The organism is Plantactinospora sp. WMMB334, assembly GCF_049179095.1.
Taxonomy (GTDB): domain Bacteria; phylum Actinomycetota; class Actinomycetes; order Mycobacteriales; family Micromonosporaceae; genus Plantactinospora.
In genome coordinates this window covers 577,415-599,942 of sequence record NZ_JBMHME010000002.1, presented here as the reverse complement: position 1 = coordinate 599,942, position 22,528 = coordinate 577,415, and the positions used below count along the sequence as shown (strand labels likewise).

The 22,528-nt window shown below is 68.0% G+C and carries 16 protein-coding genes; 7 read left to right on the top strand and 9 right to left on the bottom strand.

Annotated features, from left to right (window positions below):
• Positions 1–421 precede the first annotated feature (421 nt).
• From ACN27G_RS02580 to ACN27G_RS02565, 4 genes are all read right to left on the bottom strand, one after another.
• Positions 422–1,294 carry a hypothetical protein gene (locus tag ACN27G_RS02580; RefSeq protein ID WP_421491175.1) on the bottom strand — a complete coding sequence of 291 codons (873 nt, stop codon included), beginning with the start codon at positions 1,292–1,294 and terminating at the stop codon, positions 422–424.
• Complete coding sequence (locus tag ACN27G_RS02575) at positions 1,294–5,352, bottom strand: AAA domain-containing protein (protein ID WP_421491174.1); 4,059 nt, start codon at positions 5,350–5,352, stop codon at positions 1,294–1,296. The genes ACN27G_RS02580 and ACN27G_RS02575 overlap by 1 nt, the downstream gene beginning before the upstream one ends.
• A gap of 153 nt (positions 5,353–5,505) precedes the next feature.
• The gene (locus tag ACN27G_RS02570) at positions 5,506–5,868 is read right to left on the bottom strand and encodes a hypothetical protein (protein ID WP_421491173.1); all 363 of its coding nucleotides are present in this window, start codon (positions 5,866–5,868) and stop codon (positions 5,506–5,508) included.
• Positions 5,865–8,318, bottom strand: coding sequence for an AAA family ATPase (locus ACN27G_RS02565; RefSeq protein WP_421491172.1), 2,454 nt, complete (start codon positions 8,316–8,318; stop codon positions 5,865–5,867). The genes ACN27G_RS02570 and ACN27G_RS02565 overlap by 4 nt, the downstream gene beginning before the upstream one ends.
• Positions 8,319–8,594: 276 nt before the next feature.
• Between ACN27G_RS02565 and ACN27G_RS02560 the strand changes: the two genes are divergently transcribed.
• The 4 genes from ACN27G_RS02560 to ACN27G_RS02545 all read left to right on the top strand — a co-directional run bounded on the left by ACN27G_RS02560 (position 8,595) and on the right by ACN27G_RS02545 (position 16,318).
• Positions 8,595–10,742, top strand: coding sequence for an N-6 DNA methylase (locus ACN27G_RS02560; RefSeq protein ID WP_421491171.1), 2,148 nt, complete (start codon positions 8,595–8,597; stop codon positions 10,740–10,742).
• Positions 10,739–12,790 (top strand): type I restriction-modification system subunit M, encoded by a 2,052-nt coding sequence (locus ACN27G_RS02555; protein WP_421491170.1) that lies wholly within the window; start codon positions 10,739–10,741, stop codon positions 12,788–12,790. Before ACN27G_RS02560 ends, ACN27G_RS02555 begins: the two co-directional genes overlap by 4 nt.
• Complete coding sequence (locus ACN27G_RS02550) at positions 12,787–14,085, top strand: restriction endonuclease subunit S (protein ID WP_421491169.1); 1,299 nt, start codon at positions 12,787–12,789, stop codon at positions 14,083–14,085. The genes ACN27G_RS02555 and ACN27G_RS02550 overlap by 4 nt, the downstream gene beginning before the upstream one ends.
• A gap of 184 nt (positions 14,086–14,269) precedes the next feature.
• Positions 14,270–16,318, top strand: a complete 2,049-nt coding sequence (locus ACN27G_RS02545; RefSeq protein ID WP_421491168.1) for an AIPR family protein — start codon at positions 14,270–14,272, stop codon at positions 16,316–16,318.
• Positions 16,319–16,410: 92 nt separating this feature from the next.
• Here ACN27G_RS02545 and ACN27G_RS02540 read toward each other — a convergent pair whose 3' ends face one another.
• A complete protein-coding gene (locus ACN27G_RS02540; RefSeq protein ID WP_421491167.1) occupies positions 16,411–16,860 on the bottom strand; it encodes an NUDIX hydrolase in 450 nt (149 codons plus the stop codon).
• 65 nt (positions 16,861–16,925) lie between these two features.
• On the opposite strand from ACN27G_RS02540, the gene ACN27G_RS02535 reads away from it, so the two are divergent.
• From ACN27G_RS02535 to ACN27G_RS02525, 3 genes are all read left to right on the top strand, one after another.
• Positions 16,926–17,687, top strand: a complete 762-nt coding sequence (locus ACN27G_RS02535) for a GntR family transcriptional regulator (RefSeq protein ID WP_421491166.1) — start codon at positions 16,926–16,928, stop codon at positions 17,685–17,687.
• 169 nt (positions 17,688–17,856) lie between these two features.
• Positions 17,857–18,000 (top strand): hypothetical protein, encoded by a 144-nt coding sequence (locus ACN27G_RS02530; protein ID WP_421491165.1) that lies wholly within the window; start codon positions 17,857–17,859, stop codon positions 17,998–18,000.
• Positions 17,997–19,223 carry a helix-turn-helix domain-containing protein gene (locus ACN27G_RS02525; protein WP_421491164.1) on the top strand — a complete coding sequence of 409 codons (1,227 nt, stop codon included), beginning with the start codon at positions 17,997–17,999 and terminating at the stop codon, positions 19,221–19,223. The genes ACN27G_RS02530 and ACN27G_RS02525 overlap by 4 nt, the downstream gene beginning before the upstream one ends.
• A gap of 16 nt (positions 19,224–19,239) precedes the next feature.
• Here ACN27G_RS02525 and ACN27G_RS02520 read toward each other — a convergent pair whose 3' ends face one another.
• The 4 genes from ACN27G_RS02520 to ACN27G_RS02505 are packed head-to-tail and all read right to left on the bottom strand — an operon-like array spanning position 19,240 to position 22,445.
• On the bottom strand, positions 19,240–20,205 hold the full coding sequence (locus tag ACN27G_RS02520; protein WP_421491163.1) for a beta-ribofuranosylaminobenzene 5'-phosphate synthase family protein: 966 nt from the start codon (positions 20,203–20,205) through the stop codon (positions 19,240–19,242).
• Between the two features lie 20 nt (positions 20,206–20,225).
• Positions 20,226–21,158, bottom strand: coding sequence for a PfkB family carbohydrate kinase (locus tag ACN27G_RS02515; RefSeq protein ID WP_421491162.1), 933 nt, complete (start codon positions 21,156–21,158; stop codon positions 20,226–20,228).
• Positions 21,151–21,600 (bottom strand): nucleotide triphosphate diphosphatase NUDT15, encoded by a 450-nt coding sequence (locus ACN27G_RS02510; RefSeq protein WP_421491161.1) that lies wholly within the window; start codon positions 21,598–21,600, stop codon positions 21,151–21,153. Before ACN27G_RS02510 ends, ACN27G_RS02515 begins: the two co-directional genes overlap by 8 nt.
• Positions 21,597–22,445 carry a hypothetical protein gene (locus ACN27G_RS02505; protein ID WP_421491160.1) on the bottom strand — a complete coding sequence of 283 codons (849 nt, stop codon included), beginning with the start codon at positions 22,443–22,445 and terminating at the stop codon, positions 21,597–21,599. The genes ACN27G_RS02510 and ACN27G_RS02505 overlap by 4 nt, the downstream gene beginning before the upstream one ends.
• Positions 22,446–22,528: the final 83 nt, after the last annotated feature.

Sequence of the window (22,528 nt, the reverse complement as noted above, 5' to 3'; positions counted from 1 at the left end):
AGGGCCGGGTGGAACCGATGCCGCCGGCAGAACTCTCCACCCTGGTCACCGCCGTCTGGACGTTCCGCTCCGGCAGCACGAGCGGCGGCACGCCGGTAAGACTTCCACTCTGGACGGTGTCGTTTCGCCCGGCACTCGATGACGGCAACGCGGCGAGGGCGGGCAGGACCTTCACGTTCCCGGCGACGCTCGCGGCCCAGCCCGGCTCGACGCCCGGCAGGGTACGCACGGTGACCGTGCGGTACTCGACCGACGACGGGAGGTCGTGGCGCGACGCCAGGGTCTCGGGATCCGGCAGGACGCGGACCGTCTCGGTGCGGCACCCGAACACGTCCGGGTTCGTCTCGCTGCGGGCGACGGTGACGGACTCCGCGGGCAACTCCGTGGAACAGACGGTCATCCGCGTACAAGATCGCCCTGGTCAGTCCGACCTGGCACCCGGATCGTCCGTCAACAGCGCTGATTCCAGGTCGTTGAGCAGGGCATGTACGGGGGCCCAGCACATCCGCACGGTGTCCAGATCCGGCACCAGCCCGTACTGCGCCTGGTGGCGGGGGTGGACGAAATTGCGGTAGTCGCGGACCTTTTCCATGAAGTCCTTGGCATCCGTCTGGATCCACTTCCGCTGGTGGGCGTGATCCAACAGGAGATGCAGGCTCACACGGTCGATGGGGATCCGGCGACCCCGTCGATCGACGAGGCCACCCGTACGGGCGCCCGCATCGTGCCGCACGACGATCGCATGGAGCAGGCCCTCCACGAAGCTGCCGATACCGATGATTGCCAACGCGAACGCGCCGTTGTTCTGGCAGATCGACGCCTCGTCGGCACGGGCCATCAGGATGCCGACGGTGCTGCCGTCACCGTGCCCGGCGAGCCGTCCTATCCGCTGCCGGAGATCTGGCGGCTGCCCATACAGGGGAGCCTCGCCCGCCTGATCCAGCTGCCCGAGCACCGGACGGCCGCCGACGTAGCTGACGGTCAGCCGCTCGGGCGCCAGGATCCGGTTGAGTTCCTCGGCAACCGGCTCTGCCGCCTCGAGCCCTCCGTCGTATTCGAGCGGGTCGCAGATCCGGCAGAATAGCCGGTCGAGTGCCGCGCTGTCGTCGACGTGCGCGACCAGCATCTCGGTGAGCCAGGGCACCCGTGGAGAGCCGTCGTACTGCGGGTCGCCGGGCCAGCGGACCCGGTGCAGGAACCGTTCGGTCTGCGCCCCGGTCCGCTCGTACGGACCGTCGATGTCACAGATCAGGCGTGCCACCCGTTCCAGGGTCAGCGGGTCGACGACGAGCATCAGTAGGCCTCCCGGTCGGCGCGCCTCTGCGCGATCTCGAGTGCTTCGGTCAGACGGTGGATGATGACGGAGCCCCGCTTACGGAATCCGAGTTCCGTCATGGCCTCCTGCAGACGCTCGTCCCGGTCCCGTTGAAGCTGGTCGCTCAACAACCACGCGCAGAGCCGTACCAGTTGCTCGCGGGTGTACTCGGTGATTCGGAGGCCAGTCGGGATCATCGGGCGCGGGCCTCGGTGGGAGGTCGGCGGTGGCGGCGGCGGTGGGGCCGTCCGAGTCGGTTCGGCTGGAGCCGTCTGGAGCCTGTCTGCGCGGTCGGCCAGGTCGACCGCCTGCTTCCACCGAGCCACGAGCCGAGCCGTCTCAGCGGCGGGGTCCACGTACCAGTCGGTCGACCAGATCCGGTGGAACTCCCAGCCGAGCCGCTCCAGGTGCTGCTGGCGCAGCCGGTCCCGGTCGCGGGCGCTGTGTGCCCGGTGGTACGTGTGGCCGTCGGTCTCCACCGCGAGCACCATCCGGCCGGGCTGCTCCGGATGGGCCAGCGCCAGGTCTATCCGGTACCCGGACACCCCCCACTGGGGCACGGCGCGAATGCCCTGCTGCTGTACGGCATGCAGCACGCTGCGTTCGAGGCCGTTCAGCTCGACTCCGGTGTGCTGTCGCGCGCCGAGGTCGCCGTCGAGCGCGACGAACTCGAGATAGCGGCGCAGCAGTTCGGGGCCGCGGTTCTTCGTCGCCGTCGTCTGGCTCGGGTCCATGTCGTGGTGCGAGAAGGCGCTGACCACCGTCATCCGGCTGCGCGCCCGGGTCACCGCGACGTTCAGCCGCCGCTCGCCACCCTCCTGGTTGAGCGGCCCGAACCGCAGGGGAAGCCGCCCGTCCCGGGTCTTGGCGTACCCGATGCTGAGGATGATGGCGTCCCGCTCGTCGCCCTGGACGTTCTCCAGGTTCTTGATGAAGAAGCGCTGGCTCGCGGCACGGTCCTGCGAGAAGAAGTCGTCGAGGTGCTCGTGTTCCCGACGCCGGCTGCGCAGCGCGCCCTCGATCCGCAGCGCGTGCTTCTGTCCCATGGTGATGACGCCGAGGCTCTCGTCGGGACGCTGCTCCGCGTGCTCCAGGACCAGCTCGACGACCCGGTCGACCTCCTCGGGCGAGGACCCCTGGCCGGGAACGACCCGACCGTCCACCGCCTCGTGCCGCAGCGGGCTGTCGACCCGTACGCCGGGGAAGGTGACCAGGGACCGGTCGTAGATCTCGACGTTCGAGAATGCGATCAGCCGCTCGTCACGGCTGCGGTAGTGCCAGGTCAGGCGGTATCGGTCGGAGATCAGGCCGCCCAGGACGTCGAGGACCGACTCGTAGTCGTCGAGGCTCTCCTCGACGAACTCCTCGTCGTCGCCGGACGCCGACTGTTGGATCAACCGCCGGAAGAAGGGCGTGGGCGGTAGCTGCTTCGGGTCGCCGGCCACCACCAGCTGCCTGCCGCGCATGATCGAGGCGACGGCGTCGTGCGGCTCGATCTGGCTCGCCTCGTCAAAGATCACCATGTCGAACAGTTGCGTGGCGGGAAGGATGCGGCTGACCACGAGCGGCGACATCGCCCAGCATGGGAAGGCGGCGAGGAGCACCTCCGGGGCGTCGCCGAGCAGCCTCCGCAGCGGCAGGTGCCGGCTCTTCTTCGCCGCCTGCTGCCGTACCAGGGTGTTCTGGTCGGGATGGGCGTCACGGACCTTGCGCAGGTTGACGGCGACGTTGCGGCGGACCCGTGCGGCGGTCGAGCCGATGTGCTCGCCGTCCGCCACCCGGAAGTCCTCGACCACCGCGGCATGCTGCTTGCCGACGAACTGACCGAGGTACGGCACCCGCATCCGCATCTCGTCGAGGACGACCTGGAGCCAGGCGTAGAGCAGCCTGTCGGCCGCCTCGGCGCTCGACGCCCGCCGGGTGGCGAGATCGTTGAGCAGGTGTGTGAGCCCCAGTGCGCGGAGCCGCTCCTGCCGCTTGTTGAGTTCCGGCATCCGGAACAGGGTGTCGCGGTCGGCTGCCAGGTCGGCAACGGTGCTGGACGCGCTGGTTGCCGACCCACGGTCGAGGCCGTCGATACGCGCGCAGGCGGCGACGGCGGCGAGATGGTTGCGCACCCGGAGGAAGGAGGACATGCAGAGATCGGCGCCGGCCAGCGCGGTCGGTGCACCGTCCCGCCGGCTGAGCTTCCGCCACCGCTCCCGTTGGTCCGTCGCGGCGACCAGACCCCGATAGATCTCGGAACGCTGCCGTGGCGCGGCGGGGCAGGTCCGCCGCAGTTCGCGGCGCAGGCGCAGCCGGCGCAGCAGGCCGATCGGTTCCGGTCGGTGCGGCCGGAGTCGCCTCGGCGCGACCGCGTACACGAAGTCGTCCAGACCTGGGCCGAAGACATCGGGACCGTAACTGGCGATGCTGCGGTCCACGTCGCCGAGCAGGTCGAACAGCTCCGTCCAGGCGGCGAGGTTGTCGGGGACGTCCAGCCCGGCCCGGTCGACGAGCTCCCGGATCCGCTGCTGTGCGTCCTGTAGCGCGCCGGCGGCGAGTTGGTCGAGGTGCACCAGGACTCCGGCGACGTCGTCGGGGGTGTGGATCGCGGCCTTCGCCCAAGGCGACTCCCCACGCCAGATCCGCAGGCCACCACTGTCCACATACGCCCGGAGGTCTTCCCGCGCCAGCTCGATGGTGTTCCGGTCCAACTGGCGGAGGTTGGTTGCCCGCAGGTTGTACCGGCTCACGTCGAAGGTCGGCAGGGCGAGCAGCTTCTCGATGACCTGGAACGCGCTGAGACCCCAGGGCTGCCGGACCTCGTGCAGCTCCGCCGGGTGTCGTTGGGCCGCGTGGCGACGGTGCCGGAGCCGGTGGTGCAGTTCGGCTGCCTCGACCGGAGGCTCGGCTCCGGCCTGGACGAGGACCCTCGCGATGCGCTCCGCCACCTGACGCTTGCTGATCTTGCGGTCGTGCAGGTCGAACACGAGGTTGTCGAGCCCGACGTCGCCGAGCCGGTTCATCACCGCCTCGATGGCGGCCCGCTTCTCGGAGACGAACAGCACGCTGCGGCCCATCGCCGCCATGAAGGCGATGATGTTGGCGATCGTCTGGCTCTTGCCGGTGCCGGGTGGCCCCTCGATCACCACGTGCCGCCCGGCGAGCACGGCGTCGATGACACGCTGCTGCGACGAGTCCGCGTCGTGCACCAGGAACTCGTTGGCCGGGTCGATCCGGTCGGCGCTGGAACTCGGCTCGGATGCGGGCTGGGTACGCAGCCCCTGCCGGGAGGTCTGGTCTCCCGCCATCGCCCCGACAACGGGGTGCAGCGCGAGCAGTTCGGCCGAGGTACGCAGGTCCTCGACCATGGGCAGCTTGTCGAAGCTGAAGACGTCGGCGAGCACCGCCGGTTCGAGCTGGAGGGAGATGCCGCTGGGTGCCACCGCCTTGGCGATCAGCTCGTACGCGGTGTTCAGTTGTTGCCCCGGATCGGGGGTCTCGGCCAGCATCGCGGTCAGCCGGTCACCGAGCGCGCCGATGTCCGCCTCCACGCCGTACTGCCGCTCGAGCGCGTAGAGCAGGACGGGGTTGATCTCGGGCGACTCGGACAGCTCCAGGGTGAAATCGTTCTCGGTCGCGGTCCGGCTCTCCAACGCCATCTGGTGCAGGATCAGGGGTGCCCGGAGCGGCTGCATCCGCACCGAGCCCCGGGTGTACGACCCGACCATGCGGACAAGGCCACGGGCCACCCAGCCGGCCTGGATGCCCTGCTCCTCATCCAACTCGACCAGCTTGCGCCGGAGCCCGCGAGCCGTCGTGCAGGCGGCATTGTGCCGGTCCTGGTCCGGAAAGAGCGCCCGCAGCCGCACCTTCTGCCCGCGCAGCAGGTCGGCGGTCACGTCCTCGACCGCTCCGGCGAGGTCGAGCGTGCTGGCCTGCCGCTCCTTGAAATAGAGCAGCGTGTTGCGGGGGCCGAAGTCGATCAGTCGGTCCGCCCACCGACTCGCGGCCTGCCGGACGAGGCTGAGCGCATCCGGTTGATCAAGCATCATCTCGTCTCCGTCGTCTGATGTGATGTGGTGTGCGCAGGGATCCCGCCGGACCACCGGCCGGAGGCAAAGCCCTCCAGAATAGGGCTTCCGAAAGGCTGGTCAATACGCTTGTTTCCGACAGTGGGATCGGATGGGCTTGGTTGCGAACACGACTCATGAATTCGGTGGTGTCAACCGGTCGAGCAGGATGCCGACGTCGTGATGCCAGGAGCGGAGTTCGGCGAGGGTCGGCGCCAGCTCGTAGGTGTGGTGGTGCATCGCCCGGGAGAGCCCGTGCCACGCGGTACGGGCGAGCAGGGCCGTCGGAGCCCCCGCGAAGGACGGCAGCGCCAGGAGCTGGTGCCGCATGGGACAATGCCCGACGCTCGGGGCGGCTCCCTCCCAGTAACGGCGTAGTCCCTGTTCGAGGGCGAGCCGGGTGAGGCAGGCGCAGCCGCGCTGCCAACACCGACGCATGCACGGTCTGGGTCGGACGAGCAGGTCGGCCGCCTCGTCGAGAAGCTGCTGCGGAGTCATGGCCGGCTCAGGCTCCGCACCACGCGCCGCGCGTCGTCGACCAACCTGCTGAGGCTGGCGGTGGGACCGCCGTGGGTGCCGGTGTTCGCGGCGCGGACCACCCGGGTCGCGGCCGAGTCGAGTCGGTTCAGCTCCGCGTTCAGCTCGTCGAGGCGCTTGCGGTCGCCGAGCAGGGCCAGCGCGAGCGTCGACCGCAGACCCTGCGCCTCGCCGATCGCGGCCTCCACGTCGGCGATGGAGGTGCCGGTGCGGAATCCTCGGATCCGGATCCGCTCGTGGCAGGCGTACTCGATCGCGTCCCGGACCAGGTTGCAGACGACGGTCGTCTGCACGGTACCGGCCATCACCTCGTCGCAGGCGATGGCACGGGCGTCGTCGAGGTAGCGCTGGGCGGGGTCGCCGCCGCTGGTGACGGTGACGCGTGACCGGGCGAGCCGGCTGACCGCCAGGATCCGGGCGTCGAGCTGGAGGTGCCGGGCCGCGGCGGGCAGCCGGTCGTCGTGGGTGAAGACGACGACCTGCCGGTGCTTCGCGACCTCGGCGAGCACCCGGGCGAGACCGTAGACCTTTGCCGGGTCCATGGACTGCACGGGATCGTCGATGACGAGGAACCGGAACGGGCTCTCCGGCATCGTGGCGCGCGGAAGGAAGAGGGCCAGGGCGAGGGAATGCAGCTCACCCTGGCTCATCACGCCCAGAGCGGCACCGGGTACGCCGTCGACCTGCACGTCGAGGTCGACCCGGCGGGCATTGCCGGTCCCGGCGAGCTTTATCGCGCCAAGTTGGACGTTGCTGTCGTGCCGCAGGATGTTCCAGATCCCGGTGGCCTCGGCGGCGATCGGGGCCAGCTTGTCGTCGCGGATCGTCGCCCCGATCGTCTGGAGTTCCCCGACCGCGGTCTTCAGGGCCCTGAACATCTCGGCGGCGTGCCGGCTGGCACGCTCGGTGTCGATCCAGCTCCGGATCTGGTCGGCGACCGGCTGCCACGCCTGCCGGCGACGCTCCAGCGCCGCGCGGGCGGCGGCCTGCGCCGGTGCCAGGGCGTCGAGCAGCGTGCCGACCGTCCTGGTCGCCGACGCGACGATCGCGCCGGAGTCGGCTGTGCCGAGCAGCGTGTCCCAGCTCTGCCAGGCTGCCCGGAGGTCGGCGGTGCTGACCTGCTCTCTCCCCAGGTCGAGGGCGAGCACCGGAGGCGCCGTGGGCACCGCGCGGCGCAGCGCCGCCCGCGCCTCGCGTTCGGCGCGGTACGCGGCCTCGAGGTGCTCCGCCCGCTGGGTGAGCCGGTGCAGTTGTGCCTGTGCGTCGGCCGCCCACGCCTCGTCCAGGGTGCGACCCCCGCACACCGGGCAAGGCTGGTCGGGATGGGCGGCGCGGTGTGTCAGTGCGTCGCGGAGCAGCCCGGCGAGTGTCCTGGCCTCGTCGACCGGAGTGCCGGCGAGGTCGTCGATCTGGTGCAGCGCGGCGCGGAGCCGCTCGACCCTGCCGGAGATCTCGTCCCGGTCGGGTAGGTGCAGGACGTCGAGCTGGCGCAGCGGTACGACGATCGCCTCGTCGGCGGTCTCGTCGCCGGTTGTCAGGGCGTCAAGCTGGTCAAGGTCGGCGGTCCGGCCGGCAAGAGCCCGCTCGGCGAGCCGGGCACGCGGATCCGGGTGCTCGGCGAGCACAGCCCGCAGCGCGGGAAGGCTCTCCCCGGCCTGCTTGCGCTGCTGGTCCATGCCCCGCCGGGCGGCCTTCAGCATGGTCTCGATCTCGACGAGCCGGCCGAGGCCGAGGATGCGTTGCAGCGAGTCGTACATCTCGCTGGGCCTGCCGCCGATGAGCCCACCGAGTTCGGAGTAGGAGAGGAAGGGCCGATAGAGCTCCAGCGGCCTGTCCCAGCCGAGGTCGGCAACGGACTGGCGGCGCCGGCCGGTGGCCTGGAGGAAGGTGGTGCCCTCGCCCAGGCCGGCGTCGCCGGGCCAGTGGCACTCCACCACGGCGCCGTCGCGCTGCCCTTCCATCCCGAGCCTCACCCGGATCCGGGATTCGCCGCCGGCGTGTAGGTTGCGCCAGCCCTGCTGCCAGATGCTGCCGCGGCCGGCCCAGCGCTTGTTGTCACCGGTGAGGGCGAGCTCGGCGGCTTCGGCGAAGCTCGACTTGCCGGAGCCGTTGCGGCCGGTGACGATCGTCAGCCCCGGTCCGGGGTGCAGGCTCAGCGTGGCGGTGGGTCCGATGCCACGGAACCCGGTCACCTCGATGCCGGTGAGGTAGGTGCCGATCGGCTCGGCGGGCTCGCCGTCCACTTCGGGTGCCTGGGGCCGCCGCGGGGTCGTACCGCCGAGGACGGCGTCGAGTTCCTCGTCGCCGAGCAGGGCGGCGACGATGAGGTCCTCGGCGGTCGCGGGCAGGGCCGCCTGGTCGAGGTGATCGAGGATGAACTGGTCGACGGTGGTGTGCGGGTCGGCTGTCATGTCGTGCCTCCTCATCACGGGTGGGGGTGACGGGTCCGCGTCACCGGCCGTGGCCGGCGGTGACGGACACGAGACGTCATCCACGTGCGGGGGTGGAGAGGCCCGTCCGGTACGCGGACAGGGGAGATCAGCGGCGGCCGAGCGGGACCGCCGGCTGCCGTCACTGAAAACACCGTAGCACCACTGTCAAGTGAAAGCACTGTCAAAGCGTTCACACGCTCTCGCGGTCGTGTAATGTGTGCGCACGAGCAGCGCAGACGACCGAACAGGACGCCCATGCCACAGCCCAGCCAGGTGACCGCCGCCGAGATCTCCCGGCTGGCCGGCGTCACCCGTGCCACCGTGAGCAACTGGCGTCGACGGCACCCGGACTTCCCCGCCCCGACGGGCGGCACGGAGAACAGCCCGGCGTACGACCTGGCGGCGGTGCGGGCCTGGCTCGCCACACGCGGTCAGTTGCCCGCAGCGTCCTCAGCCGACGACCTGCGCACCGCCCTGCGTGCCTCCGCATCCGACGTCGCACACCGCAGCAGACTCCTCCCGCTCGTCGTCGCCGGAAGTCGCGTTGCCGACACAGTGCGGAAAGCCGTCGAACTTCCCGATGACCGGCTGCCCGGATGGGCAGCACGGACAGCCCGGTCGCACGCCGCCGGCATCCCCGGCACCGGAAACCTGACCTACCACGCCACCGAAGTCGGGCTACTTCGCGCGCTGCTGCGCTGCGTCGCCGAGGAGGGGCCGGCGCGGACGGTCGACGTGCTCGCCGAGGGCGATCTCAATGACATCAAGGCGAGTGGCCAGTACCTGACCCCGGAGCCGGTGGCCGACCTGATCGCCGACCTCCTCGCCGGCCCCGGCGAGCCGTACCCGGAAAAGGTCTTCGACCCCGCGTGTGGCGGCGGTAGCCTGCTGCTGGCCGCCGCCGCCCGCGGTGCGGCCGAGGTGTACGGCCAGGATGTCGTGCCGGCGGTGGCCGCGCAGGCCGCCGCCCGGCTGGCGATCCAGGCCGAAGCCACAAGGCCACAGGTCGAAGCCAGACGGCAACAGGTCGAAGTCGGCGACAGCATGCGGCACGACGCGTTCCCGGCGCTGGTCGCCGACGCCGTGCTCTGCGCGCCGCCCTACGGCCAGCGCGACTGGGGCCACGAGGAGCTGGCCTACGACCCGCGCTGGTTGTTCGGTCTACCGCCGAAGGGCGAGCCGGAACTCGCCTGGCTACAGCACTGCCTCGCACACCTGACCCCGGGCGGACGCGCGGTGCTGCTGATGCCACCCGGTCCCGCCCTCCGGCCGTCGGGCCGCCGGATCAGGGCCGAGATGGTCCGCGGTGGTGCGCTGCGCGCCGTGCTCGCGCTGCCGGTCGGGGTCGCCCAACCGCTGCACATCAGCCTGCACCTGTGGCTGCTCGAACGGCCGCACCCGCAGGCATCCCTGCCGTCGACCGTGCTCATGCTGGACGCCGCCGCCCCGGAGCCCGGACGCACCGCCGACGGGGCGGGCGGGCGCCCTGGGTCGGACTGGTCCACGGTGCGTGACGCGGTGCTCGACGCCTGGCACGACTTCGACCGGCAGCCGGACACCTTCGAGCCGATCCCCGGCACGGCGCGGGCGGTGCCGGTCGTCGACCTGCTCGACGAGGCGGTGGACCTCACTCCGACCCGACACGTCCGGGCCGCGCCGGTCCCGGCCAAGCCCGACGAGCTTGCCGAGCTGGCGTACGAGCTGCGTGGCCGACTGCGGCGGGCGGCGAGCGGCCTGGCGACGCTCAGCGGCGGGCAGCCCTGGCCGGCGGCCGGCGCCGAGGCGGTCTCCTGGCGTACCGCGAGCGTCGCCGACCTGCTCCGGGGTGAGGCGCTGACGCTGCTCCGCGCCCCGGTGGTGGTCCGCGGCTCCTCACCCGCCGGGCCGGGGCCCGACGGGGCGCGCGTCCTCACCGCCCGGGATGTGACGTCCCGCCGGCCCGCCTCCGGCACCGCCGACGACGAGACCGCAGGAGAGGACGTCGAGATCCGGCCGGGTGACGTCATCCTCCCCGAACTGCTGCACGGGGGTGCCGGCGCCGCCCGGGTCGCCGATTCCGGGGATGCCGGCTGCCTGCTCGGCCGAGCCCTGCACCTCCTTCGGCCGGATCCGGCCCGACTCGACCCGTGGTTCCTCGCCGGATTCCTCTCCGCCGAGGACAATTTGAGCGCGGCGTCGTCCGGCACCAGCGTGGTCCGGGTCGATCCGCGCCGGCTGCGGATCCCGCTGCTCCCGCTCGCCGAACAGCGGCGGTACGGCCGGGCGTTCCGCCAGCTCCACGCGATGCGGACGGCGGCGGATCTCGCCAACCGGCTCGCCGACGAGACCGCCCGCACCCTGGCCGCCGGCCTCACCGGCGGCGCCCTGCTCCCACCCGACGGCATTTCGGAAGGACCCCGTTGAGCACCAGGAAGCACACCGAGCTGGCGAACCACGCCTGGTCGGTCGCCGATCTGCTTCGCGGCGACTACAAGCAGTCCGACTACGGCAAGGTGATCCTGCCGTTCACGGTGCTCCGCCGGCTGGAGTGTGTGCTGGCGCCGACCCGGGACAAGGTGCGGGAGACGTACCAGAGGTTCGAGGGCCGGGACGATGTGGACGTGGCCCGGTTCCTGCGCCGCGCCGCCGGGCACAGCTTCTACAACATCAGCGGCTACACGCTGAAGTCGGTAGCCGCCGATCCGGCCCAGACCATGAAGCACCTGCTCGCCTACGTCGGGGCGTTCTCGGAGAACGCGCAGGAGGTGCTGCACCGCTACGAGTTTCCGCAGCAGATCCGCCGGCTCGACGGCGCGAACCTGCTCTACCGGGTGGTCGGCCGCTTCGCGGACCTGGACCTGGACCCGGTCCAGCGCGACCCGAAAACCGGCGAGATCCTGCTCGACGACCGCGGTCAGCCCAGGGTCAACGTCTCGAACCACCAGATGGGGTACGTCTTCGAGGAGCTGATCCGGCGCTTCGCCGAACAGTCCAACGAGACCGCCGGTGAGCACTTCACCCCTCGCGAGGTCATCGAGCTGATGGTGAACCTGCTGATCGCCCCGGACGACGACGCGCTCAGCGTGCCGGGCGTGGCCCGGACGGTCATGGACCCGGCCTGCGGCACCGGCGGCATGCTCTCCGCCGCCGAGGAGCACATCAAGATGCTGAACCCGGCCGCCACTGTGCGGGTCTTCGGCCAGGAGCTGAATCCGGAGTCCTGGGCGATCTGCCGATCCGACATGATGATCAAGGGCCAGGATCCCGAGGACATCAAGTTCGGCAACTCGTTCAGCGACGACGGGCATCGTGGCAAGCGCTTCGACTACCTGCTGGCCAACCCACCATTCGGGGTGGAGTGGAAGAAGGTCAAGGACGAGATCGAGCGCGAGTACGAGCAGCTCGGCGAGAGCGGCCGGTTCGGTGCCGGCCTGCCCCGGATCAACGACGGCTCGCTCCTCTTCCTGCAACACATGATCTCGAAGATGAAGCTGGTCAACGAGGACGGCACGGGCGGCAGCCGGATCGCGATCGTCTTCAACGGCTCGCCGCTCTTCACCGGGGCGGCCGAGTCCGGCGAGTCCCGGATCCGGCAGTGGATCCTGGAGAACGACTGGCTGGAGGGGATCGTCGCGCTGCCGGACCAGCTCTTCTACAACACCGGCATCTCGACGTACTTCTGGATCCTGACCAACCGCAAGCTGCCCGACCACCGGGGCAAGGTGGTCCTGCTGGACGCCCGGGACTACTTCGCCAAGATGCGCAAGTCGCTCGGCGACAAGCGGAAGTACCTGACGGACGAGCAGATCAAGGAGATCACCCGGCTCTACGGCGAGGCGCTGCACGCCGCCGCCGACCCGGAGCACCCGCAGCACCAGAAGGTGAAGGTCTTCGCCAACGAGGACTTCGGCTATCGCCGGATCACCGTCGAACGGCCGCTCAAGCTCCGCTTCGAGGTCACCGAGGAGACCCTCATCCGGGTACGCGACTCGAAGCCGATCGGGAAGGCGCTGGACGTCGACGCGTTCGAAACCGCGTTGAAGCCGCTGGTCGGGCGGTCGTGGGGCACCAAGCGGGCGGCCTGGGACGTGGTCCGGTCGGCGATGGCCGAGGCCGGGGTGCTCTGGCCGAGCGGCGCCCCGTTCCAGAAGGCGTTGCGGGAGGTCCTGGGTGTGCGTGACCCGGAGGGCGAGGTGCAGATGGTCAAGGGCGAGCCGGAGCCGGACACCGACCTGCGCGACTACGAGAACGTGCCGCTGCACGAGGACGTGGAGGAATACCTGCGCCGCGAGGTGCTGCCCCACGTCCCGGACGCCTGGATCGACCACACCAAAACCAAGATCGGGTACGAGATTCCGTTTACTCGGCACTTCTACGTGTACAAGCCGCCGAGGCCGTTGGCCGAGATCGACACCGAGCTGAAGGCACTTGAGGCCGAGATTCAGGCGCTGCTGGGCGAGGTGACGAAGTGACGACCGTACGCCTGCGTCACATAGCACAAATAAACCCACCGACGCCCGCGTTCGACCACCTGAGTTTTGATGACGAGCTGACATTTATGCCGATGGAGTCCGTCTGGCCGGGCGACCGGCTGGACACCACTCAGCGACGCACTAAGTCGGCCGTCAGCACCGGATATACGAGATTCCAAAACGGCGATGTACTAGTCCCAAAGATTACGCCAACTTTTGAGGCGAGCCGGTCAGTTCTTATTTCCGGATTACACAACGCGGTTGGGGCGGGCAGCACCGAACTCCATGTCGTGCGTCCCGGGCGAACCATTGACCCACGATTCCTTCTGTACTTAACACACACTCATGCGTTCCTCCGGCTAGGACAGGCAGAGATGTACGGGGTGGCAGGTCAACAGCGCGTGCCGGACCAGTTTCTTAGAGACCTTCGCATCTCCCTACCCCCCTTGTCCGAGCAGCGGCGAATCGCCAGCTTCCTCGACACCGAGACTACCCGCCTCAATCGTCTCATCGAATACCGCTTACAACAATGCACCGCACTCGAAGAGCGATGGTACGCAGAGGTGTCCGAGACGCTTATCCCTGGCATAACACGGAACAGTGCTCGAATGCCGCCCTGGCCCTGGCTACCACCGACGCAACGCGATCGACCCCTAGTTCGACTCGGCTATATCTGCCGGCTCCAAAGCGGCATCACCATAGATGGCAAACGCGAGGACGACGGGACATCCGTAACTCGCCCATACTTGCGTGTTGCCAATGTTCAAGCTGGCTACATTGACTTGTCATCAATCACGGAAGTTACCGTTCCGAAATCAATGGCAATTCGAAGCACCCTTCGACCTGGCGATGTTCTCATGACCGAAGGCGGCGACCTCGATAAGCTGGGTCGTGGCACTGTCTGGGATGGACAAATTCGAGACTGTTTGCATCAGAATCACGTCTTTGCACTGCGACCTGATCCCGATCGACTCGACACCCACTACCTTGCCCTTATGACGCAGACACTGCACGGCCGATCGTACTTCGAAAGCACCGGATCAAGGACAACAAATTTAGCATCCACCAGTAGCAGCAAGATTTTGAACTTTCCCATCCCGTTGCCACCTGTGGCCCACCAACGCAAAATTGTCCACAATCTTCAGCAACGGCACAGCACGATCACACGCACGATAGGAAAGCTCAAGCGCCAACTAGAACTGCTCGCTGAGCGGCGACACGCCCTGATAACGGCAGCAGTTACAAAACAAACCGATACATCGACGGCAGGCCAGTCAGACGGGATTATTGGCTGATTGGGCGCGGACTCTTATCGTTTCATCAATTTTGACGGGCTAGCGCAACGGACGACAGTTAGGCGGTCAGATTAGCGTGGGGCAGGCAGCAGCGCGACACGGAGCGACGCTGAGAACACAGATTCGCCACGTACAGGATGCGCTTAAGCGTGAGTTCAGTAATCTGATTAGTGTCGATGATGTCATGGACAAATCGGATAGGAGTCGCGACCAGGCGTTTCTTTCTAGAGCACTGGCGGCCTTGGTAGTTCGGGACTTGACAGGCTGTGACAGTATAGCGGCAGCCAGTGCCGTCATTGACGGCCGGGATGACATCGGTATTGACGCGGTAGCGACTGACGAGAGCGCGTCGCACTTATGGCTGGTCCAGTCCAAATGGAGTGACGCCGGTAAGGCTGGATTTGGGGTTGCAGATGCCCTAAAGTTCGTCGACGGCTTGGTTCAGATCGACACGCGCCGGTTCGATCGGTTCAACATCAAGTTTCAGAACCTCGCAGACCAGGTCGCCTCCGTCCTAGCCAACTCGCGTGCTCGAATCACACTCGTACCGGCGCTTATGCGGACCGATCCTCTCGCCGATGACGTTGTACGGCGGCTTAGCGACGCGCAGGACGAATTCAACCAATTGGGTACGATGCTTGACCACCGAACCTACCTGGCGCGAGATGTATGGGAGGTGGTGCGGAATGATTTTGCGGAGCCCTCGATTAAATTGGCAGCGAAGATGGAGGACTGGATCCGGATCACCGAGCCATACGAGGCGTTCCAGGGCACCGTCTCAGTCGCGGAGGTCGCGCAATGGTACGAGGCACACGGAGACCGCCTGTTCGATCGCAATATTCGCAAACCACTCGGTCTCACTCAAGTGAATCAGGGCCTGACGGACACGCTCATCAGCGAGCCATATAACTTCTGGTACTTCAACAACGGGATCACAATTCTGTGCGATGAAGTGGAACCACAATACTTCAGCCGATCTGCGCGCAGCCCCGTCGATCTGCACTTAAATGGCGCCAGTGTAGTAAACGGTGCACAGACCGTTCACGCGATTTATGCGGCTTCACGGAAGGACAGCGGAGCCGCAGCCGAAGGTTACGTGAGCGTACGGGTAATTTCGCTGCGGAATTGTCAACCAGGGTTCGCGGAAGCGGTGACTACTGCAACGAACACGCAGAACCGCGTTGAGCGACGGGATTTTGTCGCTCTCGATCCCGTCCAAGCCGCTATCAAGGAAGACTTCGCCCTTTCGCTGCAGAAGACTTACATGGTGAAGCGCGGAGAGCCAGAACCGACGCCCGACAGTGGATGCTCAGTGCTCAGGGCAGCGATAGCGCTTGCCTGCGCGCACAGAAATCCTGAGCTTGCGATCCGCGCCAAGCGCGGGAGCGAACTGCTCTGGGAGGAAGGCACACAGGGCGCCTATCAACTCTTGTTCAATGCGCAGGACCCGCCCTCGGCCTACCAGATTTGGCGCACGGTCCTAGTTCTCCGCGAGATCGACGAGACGCTTCACCGTACGGCAAAGACCCGCCAAGCGCGGGCGGAAGCGATTGTGGAACGCGGCAATCGTCTCATCGCACATATCGTCTTTCAGTACTTGGACCTTGATGGCATCGACGACGCGGACACCGACTGGGACGCCGTGCTTGCGCAGGTACCGGACGCAGTCGACCGTGCTTCTGGCTGGCTCGTCCATCACCTGGACGCCGAGTTCGGCCAGAACTCAATCGTCGCAAGCACGCTCGCTAACACTGAGCGATGCCGCACGCTTGTCCGTCTTGTACTGTCGGACTTGCAGCGAGGTGTTCCGGTGCCGGACATGCCGGCGGACTACCGTCCGATAAAGAGAGTTCCGAAGCAACGCCGCCCGAACGCCGTTCCCACTCTCATCGATGCCGGGCGGCTGACCGATGGCACAACTCTGACCTATCGGGCACCCAGTCAGCCAGAAAAGGATGCGATGGCTGGTTGGCTTGCCGAGGATCCCAGCCGTGGCAGCGCGACATGGGTGAACCAACGTGTACGCCCTCTCCTATGGTCTGCCGACGGTAAGCGGTATTCGCCATCGGGACTCGTACAGCGCATGTGGCAAATGGCTGGGTGGAGCAAAGCCCCCGTTGCCGCGCAGGGACCTTCACGTTGGTACGTCGCAGGCGAAGGCTCGCTATGGGATCTCGCCTTGGAAACCTTGGCATCTCTCACCGATGCTGAAGAGGACGGACCCGAGGAGTAAGAGCAAGCACAATCAGACGTGACGCTTGGATGGATACTGCTTCAACCTCCGTGGCTGGATCTCGGGGATTGAGGTTGAGGCCGCCGGTTCCGTCAGTTGATTCGAGGTTCCTTCCCTTGGAGGATAGACATACCGTCGTGAGCGCGTACGGCTGGGCCAGCATCGTTCAGCGCGTCGAGCACGCGGATAGCATACGCCTCGTCCATTCGGCCTATGATGGCTTCACGTCTCCACCATTCAGCCCGCGTGGTTTCCTCGGTTTCACGGAGCTGACCGCCGACCACGCGGGCGCGGAAGACGAGCGCGACGATTCCGAGTTGCATGTTCTTGTAGACGCCGGTCAGCCGCTCGGGTTGAATTTCCAAGCCGGTTTCCTCACGGACCTCGCGTCGTAGCCCGTCGAGGATCGACTCAGCAAGTTCGAGGACACCGCCTGGAGGCTCCCAGTGGCCGTTGTCCCGACGCCTGGTCACAAGGACCTGGTCGTCGTCGTTGACGATGACGGCCGCGACGCTGACAGAGTGCCGCGAACTGGCTGCCATCGCCTACTCCCCGGGTCGGTAGAGTTCTCCAAACGACTCGTGTATACCACCCGATGGGGCCGGCGATGAGGGATCGGATCGACCCAGCGAGCGATCGGGCCGTGTACCGGCAGATCGCGGACCAGCTCCGGGCGGCGGTCGAGCGGGGCGACCTGGGGCCTGGGGCGCAACTACCGTCCGAGACTCGGCTTGTCTCGGAGTACGGGGTAAGCCGCGTCACGGCTCGGCGTGCGCTGAGCGTACTCGTGACCGACGGTCTGGTGGTCTCGGAGCATGGACGTGGCTGGTTCGTCCGCCGACGGCCACCGGTCAAGCGGCTCGGCTCCGACCGCTTCACACGACGTGCCGAGGGCAAGGCAGCCTTTACGGTGGACATGGAGGCAAACGATCGAGAGTTCCGGGTCGAGGTGCTGTACGTCGGGCGAGGTCCGATACCGGATGAAGCGGCTGCACGCCTTCGAGTCGAAGCTGGCTCCGAAGTAGCCATACGGAGACGCCGGTACTTCACCGACGAGCAGCCCGTCGAGACGGCAACCTCCTACATCCCGGTGAGCGTCGCGGCAGGGACCCCGATCGAGGAACCAAACCCGGGACCAGGCGGAATCTACGCCCGGATGGAAGACCAGGGCATGACCTTCGAGCGGTACGACGAGGAGATCGTGGCCCGCATGCCGACCAGCGAGGAGTCGCGGCTGTTGCAGCTCCCTCCAGGCTCACCAGTCCTACATCTGGTCCGGACAGCAATCGCCGACGGTCGGCCGGTCGAGGTGTGCGACACCGTGATGGACGCGGCAGCCTTTGTGCTGCACTACCATTTGCCCGCCTAGCAAGATTGGTCGCTTTCCGCAGCTTCTGAAGCCGTCTGTCCAGACCCGAATCGCGCCGTAAACTTGTGTACACGAGTACTTCTATTGACTCCCCTCGGTCAGGGCGGACGGCCGGAGGTTGGGCGCGGCAACGCCCGGCCTCCGGCCCCGCCAGAAGGTGAGAGTGATCGTGGTTCTCCGCATCTCGTTGATCGCGCTCGGCGGCCTGCTCCCCGGCTTCGTCCTCGGCCTTTTCGCGTTCCGGGTCAAGTCCCGCTGGTGCCCGCGCTGCGGCGAGTCCACCCACGCCATCCACCGCACGACAGCCCGATGACCGCACCAGACCCGCCCGCCAGCCCCGACCTCCCGATCGGACGCCGGGTCGCCCAACTCCGCACCCGACTCGGCATCACCCAACAGGTCCTCGCCGACCGACTCGGCAGATCGAAGAGCTGGGTCGAGAAGGTCGAGCGCGGTGTGCGTACCCTCGACCGGCTCTCCGTCATCGAAGCTGTCGCCGCCGTCCTCGGCGTCGACCCGGAAGTCCTGCTCCCCCGCCAAACCCACCGCGTACCCATCACCGGCCTCACCGCCGCAATCGACCGCGTCCGCGCCGCCCTCGCCTGCTACCCCACCCCCACCGATGAGCCACCCCAGCCACCGTCACCGCCGGCACACCTCGACCGACGCCTGCAGCACGCCTGGGCCGCCTACCGGCACGCCCACCACCCACAGGTGATGCGGCTCCTCCCCGACCTGCTCACCGACATCCGGCACGCCGAGACAACCGCCGGCACCGAACACACCGCAGATCTTCTGGTACGCGTCTACCGCCTCGCCACCCAGACCCTGGTCAAACTCGACGCCGCCGACCTGGCCTGGCTCGCCGCCGACCGGGCGATGGCCGCCACCGGAGGCGACCCTCGGCGTACCGCAATCGCGGCCATCCCCCTCGCCCAGGCGCTACGGGCGCTCGACCGGGGGCGGCTCGCGATGGCCGCCACCATCACCGCCGCGCACCGTCTCCTCCCGACGCCGTCCCGGGCTACCCCACCGCACGATCTCGCCCTGGCCGGCACCCTGCTCACCGAGGCCGCCATCGCCGCCGCGACCTGCGCCGACGCCACCGCCGCCCGCGACCTCGCCCACCGCGCCGCCCGGCTCGGCACCGCCCTGGGCGACCACCCGCGCCCCGACGACGGCGACCTCGGGTTCGGCCCCACCACCGTCGACCTCGCCCGCGCCCTGATCGCCACCGAGCTCGGCAACAGCCAGCAGGCCATCAGCACCCACCAGCACGCCACCACCGGTGCCGGCTGGCCCCGACTGTCCGCCGAACACCGGGCAGCCCACCTGATCGACATCGTCCGCGCCCACCTCGACGCCGGCGACCCGCAGGCCGCCGGACGCGCCCTCGTCATCGCCGACCGCATCGCCCCGGCCGAGACCCGGACCCGGCCCGCCGCCCGTGCCGCACTGACCGCCGTACTCCGCACCGGCCCCGCCCCCGCCGACGTCACCCGACTCGCCGCCACCATCGGCCTGACCCTCGCGTGACCCCGTCAGCGGCCTATCAGCGCAAGGATGCCGGGTGTGTCGTGATTCGGCGTCCGGAATCAGCCACGAGCCCGCGTGCCACCGTCCACCCCTCGGTGAAGGCCGGCAGGTCCAATCGTCGTCGACGCGATCGGGTGATGACGACGACAGTGGGACCGAGCGACGTCATCGTCGCGGCCACCTCCGGCTGCTTGTCGAGCCATCGCAGCAGGCCGGCACTGACGGGCTGGATCTCCACCTCCCGGGCTTTGAACCCCACCATCCGGCTCTGCCGCAGCGCCGCCCGCAGGCGGGAGAAGTCGGCGTCCACGATCGCGGCCGGCAACTCCTGGTGCAATGCCACTGCCGCCTGCTGGCACTCGCCGAGCGGCAGTGGCAACTGGCTGGCGAAGAAGTCGCGTTCGGCGGTGGAGTGCAGACCCTGCTGTGCAGGGGGCCGGACGAGGCTGACCGTCCAGGCACTCGGCCAGGAGAACCGCTGCCCTACCGGCGGAGACGCCGAAGGTTGGCTGGCCGACGACGGGGCCAGGGCGGTCACGGCGGCCCTGGGGTGGCCGCGGTCGGTCAGGAAGCCGCCGAGGAAGTAGCCGTTGACGCCGATGCCGGAGGTGCCGCCGCGGCCCGTGATGCGTACGAGCTCCTCCCGGGTCACCGTTCGACCGAGCAGGCGGCAGGCGGCTTCTGCGCAGGCCAACGCCACGGTGGTCTTCGAGCCCAGGCCGACGTGATCCTGGGGTGCCTCGTGGATGGCCAGCCGCACCCCGACCAGCCCGGCCGCGGTGAGCCGCTCCGTGACGAAGGCCCGCGCCTCGATCGAGCCGCCGGTCACGCTGACGGTGCCGGACGTGGTCCTGCTGCCCTCGACCCAGGTCTTGCAGTGCCACAGCGTCAGGCCGGCCCCGCCGTAGACCTGAGGCGTACCGTCGGTCATCCAGACGAGTCCGAAATGCACCCGACTCGGCGCGACAACCTCGACCCGCATCGTCGGTCCTCCTCCATCTGTCACAGCGGTAGCCGGCGCCCCCCGACAAGTTCGACTGCGCCGGTCAGCTCGTGCACGAGAAGCCGGTCCTGGGTGCTCTTGCCACATCGAGCACGATCGAGGTCATACGACCACAGCTCCGGCTCCGACCCCTCGGACAGCCGGAGACAGAGCTGCGCGTCGCCGCGACCGAATCGAGCCAGGATCCGGGCCCCGCTGCCGGACAGGATCCGGCCGGCCTTGTCCGCGAGCCTGGCCGCCCGGTCCGAGGGCAGCGCCGACGCGGACAGCGGCGGCAGATCGAGTACCCGTTCGATGGTGCTCATGTTCGTCGACAGCGTCGCGCAGCTGGCGACAACCGCGGCGAGCGCGGCGGCGCGTACCTCATGCCCCAGGTCGTGTGGGACCAGCTCCAGGTGCGTCCGCCAGCCGTCCGCCCGGAACCGCTGCAAGGCGTCCACCCAGCCGGCGACCCGACAGCGCAGGACATAGCCGTCGAGGATCAGCTCGGCGGACTGCCGGCGCAGCGCGTGCAGGATCGCGTCGACATGCTGGTATTCGACCACGTCGACGGCCGACCGGTCGGGACCGACGACGAGTCGCTTCCGGTCGCCCCGCCCGACGGTGTGGAGAAGCGCGACAACGCCACTGTGCGCACCGGGAACGACCACCGGGTGCACCTCCACGCCGGGTAGATCCATACGGGCCCGTCCGAGCAGTAGCTGTCCGATGTCGTCGTCGCCGACGACCGCGATCAATGCCCCCGGCTGTCCGACGTCGTGCAGGTGACGCGCCATGTTGCCGCCCACGCCACCGAGTTCGGTACGGACATCCGTCCAGGTCTGCCCGTCGCGGTCGGTGTGGTCGACCAGCCACTGCCGCTCGATGGTTGCCGCGAGGTCGAAGTGCAGACCGCCGAGTACCGTCCAGACGCGTCCGGTCCGGTTAGCCATCGTTGAGTAGCCGATCGTCGTTCAGCGAGGCGAGAGCGAGCTGGCATGGCTTGAACAGGGGTGCGGGTAGCCCGTCAAGTGGGTACCACTGCCAGCTCTCGATCAGATCCGGCTCGCGCACCATCGGTTCGCCGGAGAACTCGGTCACCTCGAACTCCAGATCCAGATAGTGGCGGCCGTACTCTACGACGTTGCTCACGCACACCAGGCGAGGAACTCCGGTTACCCGGACTCCGGCTTCCTCCATCGCTTCCCGGCGGACCGCATCGGCGAGCGACTCGCCGAAGGCCAGCCCTCCACCGGGCCAGCCGAACGTGTCGGCACCGTGCGCGCCGCGACGCCTGCCCAGCAGCACCTTGTCGTCGCGGCGAATCATGACGCCGACGCCGACGGCGGGGCGAACGTTCGAGTCCTGGTGGTGGGCGTCCAGATCAACCTTCATGTGCTTCTTCCTCGATAGTCGGACTGGTCGGGCAGGGCCTGCTGGATCACGACGGACCGGAAGCCCTGCTCCGTCCGCTGAAATCCATCCCGGGAGTAGCGGGAATCCGTCCAGATCTGTTCATAGTGGCTGCGCAGCACATCGAACAGGGGGCCGGTACGCGACACGACGAAGGTCGGAGTGTTGCGGCTCTGCGCGCCGAGCACGTACGGTCCCCAGAAGATCTCGTCATCGATCCGACACACGTTGATGGCGGGTAGGCACGTGTAGAGCCGGATGTGCAGCCGTTCCGGAAATCGGTTCTTGACCGGCTCCATCGCCCGTAGGAAGTTGACCACGTCAGTGGCGATCGAACCCGGGCTGTTGGATTCCTCCACGTCACGCTGGTAGGCATAGCTCCAGCCGGGCGTCGGCGCATCCGGGTCGACAAGCAGGATCCGGATCGGCACCCTCCGTAACCAGGTGTCCATCTGGTCGCCGAAGTCTTCCCGCAAGGCGCGGAGTCCGAATCCCAGGAAGTCGATCTGTTGACGGGCGGATACGAACCGACGCTCGTACTCGGGACGGATGGGCACCGATCGCGCGGGGAAGGCGTCGGTAAGGCCGAGCCCTTGGATTCGCCGCTGCCCCTGCGTACTCTGCTCGGTGATCCGCAACCAGAGAAAGATCGCCCAACCACAGATGCCAGTCGCCGAGACGGACGTGCCGATGGCTAGCCAGATCTGGCCGTCGAGCTGCGCAACGAGCAGACCGACGACGAACAGGAGGACGTGGACGAGCAGGTAGACCTGGTGCTCTGGGTGAGGCAGAGGGCTACGGACGCGCCTTCGCCACTTCGTCGGCACCAGGGACCCCCCGCCACAGTGGTATTGCAAACATGCTCATGAAGGATTCGCCGACCCGCTGTCAGCGACCTGACTCGGCCCAC